General features: G+C 57.7%; 16 protein-coding genes. 6 read left to right on the forward strand and 10 right to left on the reverse strand.

From position 1 onward, the window contains the following. Positions 1 to 59 precede the first annotated feature (59 nt). From H8S56_RS09055 to H8S56_RS09070, 4 genes are all read left to right on the forward strand, one after another. Positions 60 to 962 (forward strand): hypothetical protein, encoded by a 903-nt coding sequence (locus tag H8S56_RS09055; RefSeq protein ID WP_187518552.1) that lies wholly within the window; start codon positions 60 to 62, stop codon positions 960 to 962. Positions 963 to 1151: 189 nt separating this feature from the next. After that, positions 1152 to 2030: a hypothetical protein gene (locus H8S56_RS09060; protein WP_408003790.1), complete on the forward strand. Its 879-nt coding sequence runs from the start codon at positions 1152 to 1154 to the stop codon at positions 2028 to 2030. Positions 2031 to 2195: 165 nt separating this feature from the next. Then, a complete protein-coding gene (locus H8S56_RS09065; protein WP_187518554.1) occupies positions 2196 to 3098 on the forward strand; it encodes a hypothetical protein in 903 nt (300 codons plus the stop codon). A 165-nt stretch (positions 3099 to 3263) separates the two neighbouring features. Then, on the forward strand, positions 3264 to 4166 hold the full coding sequence (locus H8S56_RS09070; protein ID WP_187518555.1) for a hypothetical protein: 903 nt from the start codon (positions 3264 to 3266) through the stop codon (positions 4164 to 4166). A gap of 53 nt (positions 4167 to 4219) precedes the next feature. Here H8S56_RS09070 and H8S56_RS09075 read toward each other — a convergent pair whose 3' ends face one another. From H8S56_RS09075 to H8S56_RS09115, 9 genes are all read right to left on the reverse strand, one after another. Then, complete coding sequence (locus H8S56_RS09075; protein ID WP_187518450.1) at positions 4220 to 6457, reverse strand: ATP-binding protein; 2238 nt, start codon at positions 6455 to 6457, stop codon at positions 4220 to 4222. Next, complete coding sequence (locus H8S56_RS09080; protein WP_187518556.1) at positions 6454 to 7068, reverse strand: biliverdin-producing heme oxygenase; 615 nt, start codon at positions 7066 to 7068, stop codon at positions 6454 to 6456. The genes H8S56_RS09075 and H8S56_RS09080 overlap by 4 nt, the downstream gene beginning before the upstream one ends. A gap of 197 nt (positions 7069 to 7265) precedes the next feature. After that, on the reverse strand, positions 7266 to 8201 hold the full coding sequence (gene dmeF, locus H8S56_RS09085; RefSeq protein ID WP_187518451.1) for a CDF family Co(II)/Ni(II) efflux transporter DmeF: 936 nt from the start codon (positions 8199 to 8201) through the stop codon (positions 7266 to 7268). Positions 8202 to 8226: 25 nt separating this feature from the next. Continuing rightward, on the reverse strand, positions 8227 to 8493 hold the full coding sequence (locus H8S56_RS09090; RefSeq protein ID WP_408003791.1) for a metal/formaldehyde-sensitive transcriptional repressor: 267 nt from the start codon (positions 8491 to 8493) through the stop codon (positions 8227 to 8229). A 76-nt stretch (positions 8494 to 8569) separates the two neighbouring features. Next, positions 8570 to 10603, reverse strand: a complete 2034-nt coding sequence (locus tag H8S56_RS09095) for an LTA synthase family protein (RefSeq protein WP_187518453.1) — start codon at positions 10601 to 10603, stop codon at positions 8570 to 8572. Positions 10604 to 10613: 10 nt separating this feature from the next. Further along, positions 10614 to 11234 carry a hypothetical protein gene (locus H8S56_RS09100; RefSeq protein WP_024695442.1) on the reverse strand — a complete coding sequence of 207 codons (621 nt, stop codon included), beginning with the start codon at positions 11232 to 11234 and terminating at the stop codon, positions 10614 to 10616. Beyond that, a complete protein-coding gene (locus tag H8S56_RS09105) occupies positions 11231 to 12529 on the reverse strand; it encodes a sialidase family protein (protein ID WP_024688580.1) in 1299 nt (432 codons plus the stop codon). The genes H8S56_RS09100 and H8S56_RS09105 overlap by 4 nt, the downstream gene beginning before the upstream one ends. 76 nt (positions 12530 to 12605) lie before the next feature. Further along, positions 12606 to 13151 (reverse strand): cytochrome b/b6 domain-containing protein, encoded by a 546-nt coding sequence (locus H8S56_RS09110; protein ID WP_187518454.1) that lies wholly within the window; start codon positions 13149 to 13151, stop codon positions 12606 to 12608. Then, the gene (locus H8S56_RS09115; RefSeq protein WP_024688578.1) at positions 13151 to 13417 is read right to left on the reverse strand and encodes a PepSY domain-containing protein; all 267 of its coding nucleotides are present in this window, start codon (positions 13415 to 13417) and stop codon (positions 13151 to 13153) included. Before H8S56_RS09115 ends, H8S56_RS09110 begins: the two co-directional genes overlap by 1 nt. Before the next feature lie 158 nt (positions 13418 to 13575). On the opposite strand from H8S56_RS09115, the gene H8S56_RS09120 reads away from it, so the two are divergent. Continuing rightward, entirely contained in the window at positions 13576 to 14238 is a 663-nt protein-coding gene (locus tag H8S56_RS09120) for a response regulator (protein ID WP_024688577.1), read from the forward strand. Beyond that, a complete protein-coding gene (locus H8S56_RS09125) occupies positions 14235 to 15608 on the forward strand; it encodes an ATP-binding protein (protein WP_024695440.1) in 1374 nt (457 codons plus the stop codon). Before H8S56_RS09120 ends, H8S56_RS09125 begins: the two co-directional genes overlap by 4 nt. Positions 15609 to 15617: 9 nt before the next feature. Here H8S56_RS09125 and amaA read toward each other — a convergent pair whose 3' ends face one another. Beyond that, the gene (gene amaA, locus H8S56_RS09130) at positions 15618 to 16904 is read right to left on the reverse strand and encodes an L-pipecolate oxidase (RefSeq protein ID WP_024695439.1); all 1287 of its coding nucleotides are present in this window, start codon (positions 16902 to 16904) and stop codon (positions 15618 to 15620) included.

The following is a 16904-nucleotide window of genomic DNA, read 5'->3' on the forward strand; positions in this document are numbered from 1 at the left end:
GCGCCACCTCAGAACGCCTGCCTTGGGGCTCGACCCAGCAAGTAGTATGCGATGGAATCATGCGGCAGTCGCCCCCTAAAAGCATGAAATTCTGGGAAGATATAGCGAAAGAAAAAGAAAAAAAGAAATCAGAAGGGACGTATATACCTAAACTATTCGAGGGTATAGAGCTTCATCAAAAATATGATCAAGAGAGCTTCAGGTTTGCACAACTTCCACTCAAATCACAATTTTGGATATTTTTGCTTTTTGCTGGGAAATGGGGCTTTTTAATACTGTTTCCTCTCACAGCGTTCGCACATGCAAAACTGATATCAGTCTCATATGACTCGTGGCAAGTGGTTACCATCGAGGCACTTCAAGGTTTATATCCTGTACTGGCTGGCATCCCTCTAATCTTATGGCTCATCGGCCACATCGTCATCAACCACTGCCCCCGCATCTGGTTCCGCCCTCCCAAAGGCCCGCTTTGGGAACTGAACCGCCGAACAGGACTGGTAACAATCTTCGACTACAAACGTCACCGAAAGGAAGGCGTAATCGACGAGTTCATCGCGCCGTTCTACGAGTTCGATGCCTACATGCTCACCACTCGGGATCGTTACGGCTCCAACTATGGATTGCTGCTCCGTCATCGTTATGAAGACCGGCAGATCAATTTTCATTCACTGCTCGGCCCCGACGATTTCAAACATCGCCCCTGCGCGCTGTGGGATTTCCTGCAGAATTACATGGATGTCAGTCGACCGATCCCGGATATCCCGCTTTTCGAGCCCTATAGGCACCTGGATCCGGTCACTGCGAGATACGACAAGGAAAACTCCCGCGACCCGCGCTACTGGATTGACATGGACGACGACACATTCAAGCAGCGAGTCGATGAGATGTGGCAGCGTGCGTATGCCATTGATACGTTTACACGACCCAATCTGATGGATTTGTATGTCAGCTATAACGATTGAGATTTTATGAGTACGACAAAGAGCGACCAATCGTATTACGGATCACAAGCCTACAGACCTAGCAATATTCCTGAACAGAAATCCTGTTTGAGGCGCAAGCCATTCGGCTCCAACTCGGTGCGCCTGCCTTGGGGCGCAACCCAACAAGTGGCATCGATTGGAGTTATGGAGCAATTAACCCCTAAAAACATGAGATCCCAGGAAGAGATAGCTAAAGAAAAAGAAAAACAGAAAGTAGAAGGAGCCTATACCGCTGAATTATTCGAAGATGTAGAACTTCACTCCAGATATGATCATGAACGATTTAAATTTTCACAACTACCATTCACCTCTCAATTATGGCTTTACATTTTACAACTGGGGAAAGCCGGATGTATTTTGTTCACACCTATAATCATAGGCACTCACATTCTTGACATATCTACATCACGGGACTCTTGGCAGGATGTGACCATCGAGGCACTCTTGGAGGTTTATCCTATTTTTATTGGCATACCTTTACTGTGCTGGTCGTTAGGCCACATTGTGGTCAACCATTTCCCGAAGATATGGTTTCGCCCTCCCAAAGGCCCACTCTGGGAGCTAAACCGTAGAACCGGACTGGTGACAATCTTCGACTACAAACGCCACCGCAAGGAAGGTGTGATCGACCAATTCGTTGCGCCTTTTTATGAGTTCGACGCCTACATGATCACCACACGAGATCGCCATGGTTCTTACTACGGTCTGCTGCTACGCCACCGTTATCAGAAACAGCAGATCAACTTCCATTCGCTGCTCGCCCCCGACGATATCAAACAACAGCCCTGTGCGCTATGGGACTTCTTTCAGAACTATATGGATACCAGCCGCCCTTTACCCGACATTCCTTACTTTGAAGAGCATAGGCACCTAGACCCTGTAACAGCCAAATACGACCGGGAAAACGGTCGTAACCCGCGCTACTGGATCGACATGGACGATGATACGTTCAAACAGCGGATGAACGTAATGTGGCAGCGTATCCGCACCATTGATACGTTCACACGGCCGAACCTGATGGAACTGTATGTCAGCTATAACGATTGAGAATTTATGAGTATGGCAAAGATAGATCAAGCGTATTACGGATCACAAGCCTACAAGCCTGGCAACATTCCTAGACAGGAATCCTGTTCGAGGCGCAAGTCATTCGGATCCACCTCGGTGCGCCTGCCTTGGGGTGCCACTAATCAACTAACACCCACAAGCGTTATGGAAGAGCTCACTCCTCATCGTATGAGATTCTGGGAAAAATTAGAGATAGAAAAAAAGGAGAAACTGGCCGAAGGTACTTACATTGCACCTTACTATGAAAAAATAGAATCCCATATAAAATATGATCATGAACGTTTCAGGTTTGCACTTTTGCCATTCACCTCACAACTATGGGTGTATATGCTGCAGCTAGGAAAAATCGGATGCATTCTATTCTCACCCATGCTCGTGATCGCACATTTCGCCTTCATATCGGAATCACGCGACTCATGGCAAGAAGTTACAATCGAGTTACTCCAGGAAGTCTATCCGATATTTCTCGGGATACCCCTATTCTGCTGGGGACTAGGCCACATCGTTGTGAACTATTTCCCCAGCATCTGGCTCCGTGCTCCCAAAGGCCCACTCTGGGAATTGAACCGACGCACGGGTCTGGTGACTATCTTTGACTACAAACGTCACCGAAAAGACCGTGTGATCGACGAGTTCGTTGCACCTTTTTATGAGTTCGACGCCTACATGACCACCACACGGGATCGCCATGGTTCTTACTACGGTCTGCTGCTACGTCACCGCTATCAGAAACAGCAGATCAACTTTCACTCACTGCTCGCCCCTGACGACTTTAAACAACGGCCCTGTGCGTTATGGGACTTCTTTCAGAACTACATGGATACCAGTCGCCCCATACCTGACATTCCATACTTTGAAGCCCATCGACATCTGGATCCGGTAACAGCCAAATACGACAAGGAAAACGGCCGCAATCCACGCTATTGGATCGACATGGACGACGACACGTTCAAAGAGCGGGTGAATGCCATGTGGCAGCGTATCTATTCCATCGACACGTTTACACGGCCGAACCTGATGGAAAACAATGTCAGCTATAACGATTGAGCATTTATGAGTACGACAAAAAGCACTCCGCACTATTACGGCTCACAGGCCTACAGGCCTGGCAGTATTCCTGAACAAAAACCCTGCCCGAGGCGTAAGTCATTCGGTTCTACCTCAGTTCGTCTGCCTTGGGGCTCAACCCAACAAGTGGCATCGAACGGAGTCATGGAGCAGTCAACCCCTATGAGCATGAGATTTTGGGAAAATATAGCAAAAGAAAACGAAAAACAGAAAAAAGAAGGAACCTATATCCGCAAACTCTTCGAGGACGTAGAACTTCATCAAAAATATGACCAAGAGCATTTTAGATTCGCACAACTACCCTTCACATCTCAACTATGGCTTTATTTACTGCAACTGGGAAAAATTGGATGCATACTATTTCTACCCATACTGATCTATATACATTTTCTTTCTATATATCAATCTAGAGAATCTTGGCAGGCTGTTACCCTTGAGCTACTCCAAGAGGTCTACCCCATTTTTCTTGGAATACCCATGTTCTGCTGGGGGCTAGGTCACATCGTCGTAAACCATTTCCCAAAAATCTGGTTCCGCCCCCCCAAAGGCCCACTCTGGGAACTGAACCGCCGAACCGGACTGGTCACAATATTCGATTACAAACGCCATCGAAAAGAAGGCGTAATAGACGAATTCATTGCGCCGTTCTATGAGTTCGATGCCTACATGATCACGACTCGGGATCGTTACGGCTCCAATTACGGCTTGCTGATGCGGCATCGTTATGAAGACCAGCAGATCAACTTTCATTCATTGCTCGGCCCCGACGATTTGAAACATCGACCTTACGCGCTCTGGGATTTTCTGCAGAATTACATGGACGTCAGCAGACCGATCCCGGATATCCCGCTGTTCGAAGCCTACCGGGCTCTGGACCCTGTAACAGCAAAATATGACAAGGAAAACGGCCGCAACCCACGTTACTGGATCGACATGGACGAGGACATATTTAAACAGCGAGTGGATGCAATGTGGCAGCGCGCGTACGCCATCGACACGTTTACACGGCCAAATCTGATGGAACGCTATGTCAGTTACAACGACTGAAAGAAGTCAGCAAAACAGCGGTCGGGAGCGAGTGTTCCTCACTCCCGACACACTCACTCCGCTCGAGGCACCGTGAACCGGAATTCACTGCCGTGCCCGACTTCGCTCTCCGCCGCCAGCACGCCGCCGTGGGCCTTGATGATGCCCTGGGAAATGTAAAGGCCCAACCCGGTGCCGCTCGGGTTGCCTTCCTTGACGGTCCAGTAGCGTTCGAAGATGTGCGGCAACTGTTCGGGCGGGATGCCTTCGCCGGAGTCGCGAACGGTGAAGACGATTTCTTCGCCACTGGACATGGCTGCCACGCCGATCTTGCCCAGCTTGGGGGTGAATTTGATGGCGTTGCCGATCAGGTTCGAGAGCACCTGGAACAGGCGCTCGGGGTCGGCCTTAACCTTGAGATCGGGCTCGGCGTCGAAGGAGATCTCGATGGACTTGTCCATCGCCAGCGGGGCGAGCAGTGAGTAGGCTTCTTCGAATATCTGGCTCACCTCAAGAGGCTGAGGCGTGATGGTGTAGCGGCCGGCCTCGATTTTCGAGGTATCGAGCAGGTCTTCGAGCAGCACGTTCATACGGCTGGCGGCCTGTTGCATGGTATCGATGGCCGAGGAGATGCGGCGCGACGTATGCGGGCCGTCGGAGCTGAAGGACTTCTGCATCATGCCGCACAGCATCGAGATGACGGTCATGGGATTGCGCAAGTCGTGGGATACGACGGCCACCAGTTCGTCGCGGGCGCGCACGGCCTGTTGCTCACGGTTGACCTGACGGGCAAGGTCGTCTTCAAGTGCCGAGCGACGCAGGTCGTTGGCCGCGAACCGGTCGCCGTGACTCCATTTAGTCGCGATGCCGGTCATTTCGACTTTCCAGATCTCGAACGACGTGCGAGGCCTGAGGTGCATGCCGACGTCAGAGCTTTCCAGGTTCAACGGCTTGGTCGGGTCGCCGCTCCACTGGATGCTTTCCTTGACCTCGGGACGAAACCAGATCACACCGTTATCCACCGGCTTGGGCAGGCTCATGGCCAGAACGCCGCTGGCGATAGCCTGATAGGCCTCGGCGGGTGGATACACGCTGGACAGCTGATGAGTGGAGAACACTGGCTCGCCACTGGCCATTATCCATGTGTGCAACGCGCTTATCTGTGCAGGCTCGGGACAGGTGCCGTAGCAGTGCATTTGCCGGTCTTCAATAATAGCCACGCCGGTCGCACCGACCAGATCCATCAGCAGTTGCGGCTGATGGGACAGGCCGTCGAACACATTTTCTTCGGAAGTGATCATCGATTGATGCAGACGGCCGAGTGTCAGCAGCTTGGCCTCGCGTTGACGGCTGACTTCAAGCGCTTCCATTGCACTGATTTGCAGCGACAACACCTGACCGAGCGCCTGGCAGGCACTGCGCAGTTCGTGGGAAACGTACAACGGTGTGCGATGGCCGCAACTGATCAGGCCCCACAGCTTGTCGCCCTGAATCAGCGAAACGCTCATCGAGGACAGCACGCCCATGTTTTTCATGTACTGGCAGTGAATCGGCGAGACGCTGCGCAGGGTCGAGAAGCTCAGGTCGAGCTGCTGATAGGTGTCCGGGCGCAGCTGCGGCACCAGCGGCACAGGCGTGTAGTCGGCATCGGGGATGATGCGCAGCCAGTTGCGGCGGTACAGCTCGCGCGCCTGCTCGGGAATGTCCGAAGCCGGGAAGAACAGACCGTTGAACAGCTCCATGGACGGCGAAGAGGCTTCGCCGATCACCTGACCATGGCCCTCTTCTTCGAAACGGTAGATCAGCACGCGGTCGTAGCCGGTCATTTTCTGGACTTCGCGCACACTGATTTCGTAGAGCGTTTCCAGGTCCTTGGCCGCGTGCAACTGGCGCAGCATGCGCCCCAGATTGCCGGTGCGCTCAAGGTAGCTGACGGCCTGGGCGTCCTTGTCCTGGATTTCGAGTTCCAGAATCAATGCGCCTTGGCTGCGGTGCATCATGGCTTCGAATTCGATGCCATTGACGTTGATGAGCAGGTGTGGCGCATCGACGAAGGATTCGTGAACACTGGCACTTCTGATCACATCGGTCCAGCCGGCACCCAGCGCGCGCTGCAGCGGCTGACCGATCACCTGCTGGGGCTCAATGCCGAGTACGGTATGAACGTTGCCGCTGACCTGAAGCACGGTCAGCTCAGGCTCGGTCAACGTGAACAGCAGACCATGGGGCTGAATGGCCCCTGGAAACTGGATGGCTTCGTCAGCGCAATTGGCCAGGAGAGCGTCAAAAGAGTCCTTGTCGAGTTGGCTCATAGCAGTACCTCTTGACCGTCGAGCCAGTGCTCGAAACATGCAAATGTGGAATGCGCCGCCTTTGCCGCAGCATCAGTAAAAACACGCTCACTGGGGAGAGTGTCCAGATAACTCAGAAATGCCTTCCAGCGCAGTCCGGTGTCGGCACCATAAACATTCAGAAACGCAGTGCCGCTCTGCTCATCAAGCCCGAGCCGTTTACTCACCTCACGCCGCAGAACCTGTCCGCCGAGTGTGGCCCCTTCGAGTACATACAACACACCCAGACAGGCACCTGGAGAGTCAATCACGGGTAGCTGTGAGCAGAGCTCAAGACGCTCAATGTCCTGCTCAGTCATGCCCAACGTCCGCAGGTCATCAACCAGCACGGGGATTTTGACCCGCTCGTGTGGGACGAGTTCTGACGGAACCAGTGCACTGCTTCGTAAAGCCGACTCCAAAGGCAGATAAAACCCGTAATAGGCTTGCAGCAAACGAAGGTAAAGAGCGGCATCCAGGCTTGAAGAGAAGAACGGCATGCGTTTTTCGAGTTGACCATGGAGCTGATGGGTTTCAGCGCGAAGTACATCAAGCAACTTCAGGGGGTTGGAACAAGAAAACGTTGCCGGCATCCAGTAAGGCTCTCGAAGATTCGATAAGGCAGAGAAAACGCGTCCGAGCGAAAATTGACGGACAAAATACAGACTGAATGCAAAACCCGACAGTTTTTTTCCGAATAGGCGATGAAATACATAAGCTTTAAATGACACTCAACAGGTAATGCGCACGAACAGCTCAAAAACAGGCGTACGCAATGCTCTCCAGAGACTCAGGCATGTGCAGCCTGATACTCGATGGTCAAATGGGAGACCTCATGTACGTGACCGAGCCTGTCACGGATCACGCCTACTGGCACTTCAATATCAGCCAGGACACTGACGATGGCTGCATGGGCCTGCGGCCCGACACGCCAGACGTGCAGATCAATGATGGTCACGTTGCCGATGGCCTGCACAACCTCTCGGATTTCAGCCGCCACGTGCTCGTCGGTCACGTCCAGTAGAACGCGAGAACTGTCCTTGATCAGGCCATAGGCCCACTTCGCGATGACACACGCACCGACAATGCCCATCAACGGATCCAGCCAGACCCAGCCCAGATAGCGCCCCGCCAACAGGGCAGCAATGGCAAGCACCGACGTCAGCGCATCGGCCATGACATGCAGATAGGCGGAGCGAAAATTGTTGTCGCCATGATCGTGGGAATGCCCGTGATCGTGGTGGCCGTGGGCATGCCCGTGCCCGCCCGACAGCAAAACCGCACTCAATACATTGACCGCCAGACCGATGACGGCGATCACGGTGGCTTCGCCAAACGCGACGGCGGTGGGCTGAAACAGGCGGACCAGCGATTCGATCCCGATACCCAGTGACACCATGGCCAGAATCAGCGCCGACGCAAACCCGGCAAGGTCGCCGACCTTGCCGGTACCGAAACTGAACCGGCTGTTATGGGCATTGCGCCGCGCGAACGCGTACGCCCCGGCAGCAATGCCCAGCGCTCCAGCATGGGTGGCCATGTGCAGACCATCGGCAAGCAGCGCCATGGATCCGGTGATATAGCCCGCCACGATCTCGATCACCATCATGACGAATGTCAGGGCCACGACCCACAGCGTGCGCCGGGCATTGCGATCATGGGCAGCACCGAGAAATACGTGGTGATGAGGCTCAGCGGAAGCGTGGCCGTGGGGTGCGTGGATCATCGTGAAGCTCCCTGGACGACCAGCGTCATTTGGAATAACGGCGGATGGCTTCGAGCAACTCGTCCAGGCCTTGCGCCCGGTCTTCATCGCTCAAGTCAGGATGTGCCACATGCTCGCGAGCATGGGCTTCGATGATCTGGTCCAGCAGGCCGTTAATGGCGCCCCGAGTGGCGGCAACCAGGTGCAGCGTCTTCGCACAATCGGCATCGTCCTCCAGATTGCGTTCGATCGCCTGGACCTGCCCGGTAATGCGCCGGACACGTTTGAGTAAATCGACCTTGTCGTTGATCATGTGCGCCATACCATACCCCCCTTACCTATATAAGAGCGATGGTAGGCGCATCCGGTGCGCGAAGCAAACGCAGGGATCAGCGCACGTTCTGATACAGCATCATGCGCGAGGTCTCGTGCAGCCCGCGAGTCAGGTCGCGCAGGCGCTCGAACTCTTCAGGGTTCCGCTCGGCGACGTTGTCCAGCGGCGTGGGCGAGGCCAGATCGTGCAGCGTGGGAGAGCTGCCGTCATGCTCCATTTGCAGCAAGTAATGCTGCGTGACACCGCCGATCAGCGGGAACGTCCCCTCACGCAGCACCAGTGGCACCACCCGCTCGCCTTCCGGGGCGGGCTGCTGAATATCGCGCCCCATCGCGCCGTTGCTGAACGGCATGCCGGCCATGCCCGCCAGGGTCGGCAGCAGATCGGCAAGCCCCACCGCTTCGTCGATTACCCGCGTGCCCAGAAGCCCCGGCGCGTGAATCAGCATGGGCACGTTATTGCTCTCCAGCCCCAGTTGCTCGAAAGCAGGTGCCATGTGCGGAATCTGGCTGATGCGTGTGTTGTGATCACCGAACAGCACGAAAATGGTGTTCTCGTAATAGCCGCCCGCCTTTGCCAGCTCCATCAGACGACCGATGTTGAAGTCCAGCAAGCGCACCGCGTTGTACTGCTCGACGCTGCGCGAACCGGCGGCCTGAACCTGCTCAAGCGTCTTGTCGCTGACCTTGAAGCCGTCGTTGTCTTTCGGGATGGTGAACGGCCTGTGATTGCCTGCCGTCTGCACGTACGCGAAGAACGGTTTGTCGGCGGGCAAGGCGCGCAGGATGCGGTCGCTTTCCTTGAACAGATCCAGATCGGAAATACCCCAGACGTCCACTTGCGGCGATTTCCAGTCGCGCTCGTCGTACAGGCGCACATCGTCGATGCTGCGCCGGATCAGCGCGTTCATGTTGGCCCAGCCAGAGTTGCCGCCAATCATGTACAGCTTCTCGTAACCCTTAAAGTCATTGATGATCGTGCGCTGACGCGTGAGCAATGGATGACGTGTGGCGGTCTCTTGACGCGTCACATCGGGAACGCCGGTGATACTCGCCCACACTGTTTTTGCCGTGCCCGTGACGGGGACGTAAAAGTGCTTGAAGAACCAGCTCTGGGTCGCCAGATGATCCAGATTCGGTGTCGGGTTGAGCGGATTGCCATACGCGCCGACCGCACTGGTGCCCAGCGATTCCAGCATCACGAACATCACGTTCGGCGGACGATCACCCGGTAGCCGATACGGCTGCACCGGCTGCTGGCGAGTGAAGTTCGGAACGCTCACATCAGGCTTTTCGACGCCCAGATAGCGGGCCACAACGTCGTAATGCTCGCGCACCTGTTTTTCGTCGTAGCGCGACTGGGCGACTTTCAACGTGTCATAGAGGAACAACGCCGGGTTGAGCCCGAGCGCCGCCACCTGACTGTTGCCGGAGAAAAACGCATCGCTCCAGCGCAGTGGCACCGGGTTTTCCAGGTTGAGATTCTCGACCCGTCCCAGCAGACCGAGGAACGTCGCACACACCATTACGGCTGAAACCGCCGCAATCGACCCACGCGTCATCGGCTTCGGCGCTCGTTGCAGCGTCACACGCTCAAGTTTGATGAGCGCCCACCCCATCAGCGCAACCGTCAGCAACCAGCCGAAGGTGATCCACAGCACCGGGTAGGTCTGCCAGAGCATGTCGCGGGAGATCTGTGCGTCTTCCAGATAGCGCAGCACACTGGCATTGAGCCTTACGCCGAGGTACGCGTAGTGGCCGAAGTCAACGATGTAGACCATCGTCAGAATGGCCAGCGCCAGCACCAGGTAAATCCTCACCACCCAGCGCAACGAGGGCATGCGGATCAGGTTGACACGCGGCAGCCAGAGCAGCACGGCCACCGGCAGCAGCATCAGCAACGCCAGACGCAGGTCGAAGCGAAAACCGATGCCCAGGGTTTGCAGCACGTCGCCGCGGGTGAACAGCGTGCCGGGCTCCACGCCCGAAAAACCGTAAAAGAACACCATGCGCAGCACGGCCAGCAACAGAAAAACCAGCACGATCGCGCCCAACCAGTAGCTCAGGCGTCGTGATTGCAACCCACTCATTCTTATCCCTCTAGACAGCACTGGCAGGCAGGACTGGCGGACGGTTGCGCCCGACGGTCCTGCGATACAGATAACGAACACCCAGACACACCAGCGCTGCGCAGCAATACAGTGCCAGCAGCGGGTCGATCAGGTAGTCCCAATAGTTTTCCGAAGGCTTGATCCGGAACGTGAAGGCCAATGTGGCGGCACTGAGCATCACCACGCCCAGTACGCTACGCAGGCAGACCAGCCCCAACGTGATGACAGCGACAATAATGATCATCGTCCTGGGGTTGTAGCCCCAGCGGTACGGGTCGAAATAGGTCAGCCCCAGCGTGGCCGGATACAGCGTGAGTGCCATGACGGCGAACACCGACAGCACCACCAGACGATGCGCAGCGGCCATCGGCTTGATCACACCCAGTTGTCGCAGCGTGAGCCAGCCCAGCACCACCAGACTGCTGATCGCCAGATCATCAGTCAGGCTGCGGGCGTAGGCCGCCAGGGTCAGATCGTTTATCGACACCACGCTGAGTAGCGAAGTCGCTGCCAGCAGACCGCATCGCCACCACAGCGAAGACATCAACGGTGCCAGCAGAATGAACAGCGTCCACGCAAACGCCAGATGGGCCAGTCCAAGCGCAATCATAAAAGGTGCTCCGCCAGCCAGGCCTCATTGAAGCTGACATGTTTGATAAAGGTGTTGTTCCACGAATAGACCAGGTGATAAAGCCCCTCGGGGCTGCGGATGAAATACGGGTACTCGTACTCGAAATCACAGCCTTGCGGCGAACAGACACGCTGATCGAGGTTGCTCAAAAACTCCGCTTCCATCGGCTGGCGACGTGCGCCGCTGGAGCTTCTGAAGCCTTCTCCGATCACCTCTTTGTAGGCCTCCAGCGAGAACGGCGTACCCAGCGGATCGGGGGATTTATCCAGATCGATCACCGGCCGCCAGATGTCCATCTGCTCGTCGGTGCCGTACAGGCTGAGTTTGAAGCGCCCTTCGCGCAGGTCATTCAAGGCCACCAGCAACCCCTTGCCCGGCACGCCCACGGCGGCCAGCGACGAATTGGGGTTGCTGGGCGACAACGGGTGCGGCTCGCTCCAGGTCTGCCCGCCATCTTCTGTGCGGCTGGCCAGTACACGGTGATGGGTTTCACCGGCGTAACGCAGCAGTGCCACGGCGCGCTGCCCGTCCAGCGGCACCACGGTCGGCTGCAACGAATTCTTGCCGCGGCTGATACGAAACTTATCGATGACGTCGCCATCCGGGCTCAGGTACAGGTATTCGGCAAACTTGCCGAGAAACTCGTGGTACACCGGCAGGCCGATCGAGCCATCGGCATGGAACACGGGCGCGGCCCGTACCAGCGTGCTGATATTGAGAAACGGTGAGGTCACCAACTGGCGCGGTGGCGACCAACTGGCGCCCATGTCGCTGGACACCATCGCATTGACGGTACTGCCTGCCCAGCCGCCCACCGAGACCGATACGTAGAACAGCCAGAGGCGATTGTCGGGTGCCAGTGCGATCACCGGATTGCCCAGCTTGCGGATGTACTTGCCGGTGCCGGACTGAGTCGATTCGCGAGTCGCGAGCACCTGCTCGCCGCCCCACTCGCCGGTCGCGGCGTCAAATCGCGAGGTGCGTATCTCGACATCACCCGCGCCTTCACGCGAGCCTGCGAACCACACCGACATCAGGTCGCCACCGTGCAATGCCGTGACCGCCGAGGAATGCACAAAGTCATCCAGATCGGAGGAGGCAAAGCGCGAACTGAAGGACGCCTTGGGCGCGACGCTTTGCGTATTGGCGGTCGGAGTGCTGACTGCAAAGCCGGAAATCCGGTGCAGCGGATGGCTGAGCCATGCGCTGATAAAGATCGACACAACGATCAGGCCTGCGCTCCATGCGACCAGGTTTCGGGAAATTACACGCATGAAGGGACATCACTGTGGTGAAAGGTAAGGGAGCAGCCGTTTGGATATTGGGTATGGCGCTAGCGTTGCATGGCGGTCATGGCCGCTTATCATCAGGCAACGGACGTCGCTTCCCTGTCAGCATCGACAGCGGCAGGTTGTCACGCACCTGAACGCTCTCGAAAACCGCCGCTGCCATGTGCAGCACCACCAACGCGCATAGCGTGTTGGCCAAGGTTTCGTGAATCTGCAGCGGCCAGTCGGCGCCCCAGAGCGCATCGACTTCTTCCATCAGGAAACCGGTCAGGCCCATGCCGAAAATCATCAGCATCATCAGAATCATGACCAGCGCACCGAGCGGCGAATGGCCGAGGCGGTGCGCAGGCTGGCGCTTGATCAGCGAGCGCACATGCGCCCGCAGCCTTGTCGGGGTCGGCCAGAAGTCGCTCCAGCGCGCACTGGTCGGCCCGACAAATCCCCACACAACCCGCACCGCCAGCCAGGCCACTGCGTAGTAGCCCAGCCAGACGTGCCAGTCATCACCCGCTTCGTTGAAGAAGTAGTTGGCGATGAAGACACCCGCAATCGAGACGTGAAACAGTCTGATCAGAGGGTCCCAGAGGCGCAGGGAAGACTGGCTCATCAGCCCTTGATCTCGCTCTTGACCGCTTTGCCGGTGACCGGATCGTGATAGATCTCGACCTTGCGCTTGTCTTTATCGAAACCGTAGATCTCGTAGCAGTTGCCGTCAGTGACCTTGAACTTGGTGATCTCGTAACCCTGAGCCTTGAGCTGCTCCTGGAACTTGGTCTGGTCCTGCCACTGGGATTTTTCAGCGGTGGTGCATTGCGGGCCGGCCAGCGCCAACGGACTGGCCAACAACAGGGAAATCAGCAGGACTTTACGCATGGGAAATACTCGCAGGCAGTTAATGAGTGCTCACTGTGCGAAACGAATCTTAGGAAAAGCTTAACGCGCAACAGCTGGTAACATCTTCCCGAACGCCGGGCACTTCGCGAAACTGCATCATGGCGCCCTTCTCCCCCACAATCATTGGTCCAAACGCTATGCGCCTGCTTCTTGTCGAGGATGATCGAGCCATCGGCCAGGGTATCCGGGTGGCTCTGAACACCGAGGGTTACACGCTCGACTGGCTCGAAGACGGGCTGAGCGCGCTGCACGCCCTGCGCAGCGAACCGTTCGACCTGCTGCTGCTCGACCTGGGCCTGCCGCGCATGGACGGCTTCGACCTGCTGCGTCAGTTGCGCGCCGAGGACATCACCTTGCCGGTACTGATCATGACCGCCCGCGACGGCACCGCTGACCGCATCGCAGGTCTGGATGCCGGGGCCGATGACTACCTGATCAAGCCCTTTGATGTCGAAGAGCTCAAAGCCCGCGTCCGGGCGTTGCTGCGCCGCAGTCAGGGACGCGCACAGCCGCTGCTGGAGCACGCCGGCATCAGTCTCGACCCTGCCTCGCAGCAGGTCAGCTATCAAGGCGATGAGGTGCTGATGACGCCGATGGAGTATCAGTTGCTGCATCAACTGATGATCCGCCCCGGCAAGGTGGTGACTCGCGAGCGCTTGTCAAACACCTTGTATGGCTGGCAGGACAAGGTCGAAAGCAACACGCTGGAAGTGCTGATCCATAACCTGCGCAAGAAACTGTCCACCGAACTGATCCGCACGGTCCGCGGCGTCGGTTACCTGCTGGAGCTCAAGGCATGACCTCGGTACGTGCACGCATTCTGGTCCCGGTGCTGCTGCTGTTGCTGCTCGGCGACCTGACCATCAGCCTGCTCGCCCTGCGCGACAGCCACCATGAAATCGAAGAAGTCTACGACGCGCAGCTCGCCCAGAGCGCACGCCTGCTGCAAGGCGTGCTGCGTCAACGCGCGGCGGGCGAACAGGACCTGGACAAGCTCTATCAGGCTTTCGATGAGGCCATGAGCCGGGTCGGCACCAGCGGCGTGGCGCATCCCTATGAAACCCGCCTGACCTTTCAGGTGTGGCGCACCTCGGGCGAGCTGCTGGTGCGCTCGGCCGAAGCCCCCTTGCTGGCTGCGCCGCCCAGCGAGGAAGGTTCCCACGACCTGATCGAAAACGGCCACGAGTGGTGCGGCTTTCTGCTGGCCGATCCGCAGCAGGGTTTCCTGATCTGGGTGGGTGAGCGTGACGATGTGCGGCAGGACCTGATCCAGCGCATCGTCAGCCACACCCTGTGGCCTGCGCTGATCGGCGTTCCACTGTTGATCGTGGCCATCTGGCTGGCCATTGGCTGGGGCCTGCGCCCGCTGCAACGGATGGCTCGGCTGATCAGCCGACGGGACGCCGACAGCCTGGAGCCGCTCGACGTCTCGCCACTGGCCAAGGAGCTGGAGCCCATGCAGCACGCGCTCAACAGCCTGCTGACCCAGATCGAGAATGTGCTGGATCGTGAACGCCGCTTTATCGCTGACGCCGCTCACGAACTGCGCACACCGCTGACCATCCTGCGCATTCATGCGCAAAACGCCCGGCAGGCCGAGACGCCGGAACAACGTCTGGAAGCACTGGATTTTCTGGTCCACGGCGTCGACCGCGCAGCGCGTCTGGCGAGCCAGTTGCTGACCATGGCCCGCCTTGAACCGCGCTTGAGCGACAGCCAGTTGACCCGCTTTGAACTGAACACGCTGGTGCGCGAAGAAATGGCCGAGCTGACACCGCTGGCGCTGGAAAAACGTGTCGATCTGGTGTTCGAAGCGGGAGAAGACTGCGTCATCCGCAGCGACCCGGCGGCCATCACCATCGCGCTGCAGAACCTGCTGACCAACGCGCTGAACTTCGCCCCGCCTGCCAGCGAAATCCGGGTGGCGCTGCACCCTCAGCAAGACGGCAGCGCACACCTTTCGGTCGAGGACGCAGGGCCCGGTATCGATGAGCAGCAGAAGGCCCGTCTGTTCGAGCGCTTCTACAGTCAAGGCAACAGCAATGGCGCGGGCCTGGGCCTGGCAATCGTCGACATGATCGTGCGCAAGCTGGAAAGCAGCCTGCACTTGCGCAACTCGGCACAAGGCGGGCTGTGTGCGGAATTGCGGCTCAGGAGCAGAACCGTTTGAAACGACGCTTCACAGCACCACACGCAGGCACTGGCCTGCGTGATACAGCGTGAATCCGGCGTCGTAAGCCACCGTACGTATCGAGCTGCCGGACACTTTCTGGCTGCTGGAAAAACTCACGGGCAGCGCCTGAGCATCGTTGGTCAGCAGGTAGTCGGCAAAACACTTGCCCACCAGCGTGCCGGTGGTCACGCCACGGCCGTTGAAGCCCGTCGCGGCCAACAGCCCCGGCGCGGGCTCGAACAGGCGTAACAGGTGATCCGGCGTAAACCCGATACGGCCCGTCCAGGTGCTTTCCCACTCGACCTTGCCCAACTGCGGAAAGTAATGCTGCTGGATACGATCGGCCCAACGGCGAATGAACCACAGCGGGTAGTTACCCGCATTGCCCAGACTGCCAAGCACCAGACGCCCCTGTGCGTCGCGACGGATGCTGCTGAGCACCGTGCGCGTGTCCCACGATCCTTGTCCGCCGCGCAGAATATCGGCCTGCTCCGCGCCTGAAAGCGGCTGCGAAGCGACCTGATAGTAGTAACCGGCAAAGATGTGATCCTTGACGTCAGTCCACTCGCCTTCGGTGTAGGCGTTAGACGCAATGATCACTTTTTCCGCGCGCACGCTGCCCGCCGCGGTCGAGACCTTCCAGCCATCGCCCGTACGTTGCAGGCCCGTGACCGGCGACTCGCCGAACAATTGCCCACCCCGCGCCACCACGTTCAGCGCCATGCCCGACACATAAGCCATCGGGTTGACGGTGCCAGCACGATGATCCAGCAAAGCCCCGGCGACCTTGTCGGTGCCGCACGCGTCTTCACAGGCGTTGCCGGTCAGCAATTCGACGTTGGCGCCGCGCCGTTGCCACTGCTCGACGCGGCTGCGCAAGTCAGCCAGGCCTTTGGCGTTGTGCGCCATGTGCAGGTTGCCGGTGCGGGTTTCCTGACAGTCGATGCTGTATCGATCAATGGTCGAAAACACCAGCGCAGGTGCCGCACCCAACGCGGTATTGAGCCGCGTGGCCTCGACAGCACCCAAGACCTTTTCCAGCTCATCGGGCGCAACCCAGGTGCCGGCGTTCACCAGACCGACATTACGCCCGGATCCGCCGTGGCCGACCTGATGCGCTTCGACCACACACACCGACTTGCCGCCCTCAAGCAACTGCAGGGCGGCCGACAGCCCCGTGAAACCTGCGCCGATGATGCAGACATCAGCGCTGCGCTCGCCGGTCAGCGCAGGGCTGACCGGACGTTGCGGCGTTAACTGCTCCCAAAGACACCCTTCTCGCAAGTGCGCCAT

Source organism: Pseudomonas triticifolii (genome assembly GCF_014358015.1).
Taxonomy (GTDB): domain Bacteria; phylum Pseudomonadota; class Gammaproteobacteria; order Pseudomonadales; family Pseudomonadaceae; genus Aquipseudomonas; species Aquipseudomonas triticifolii.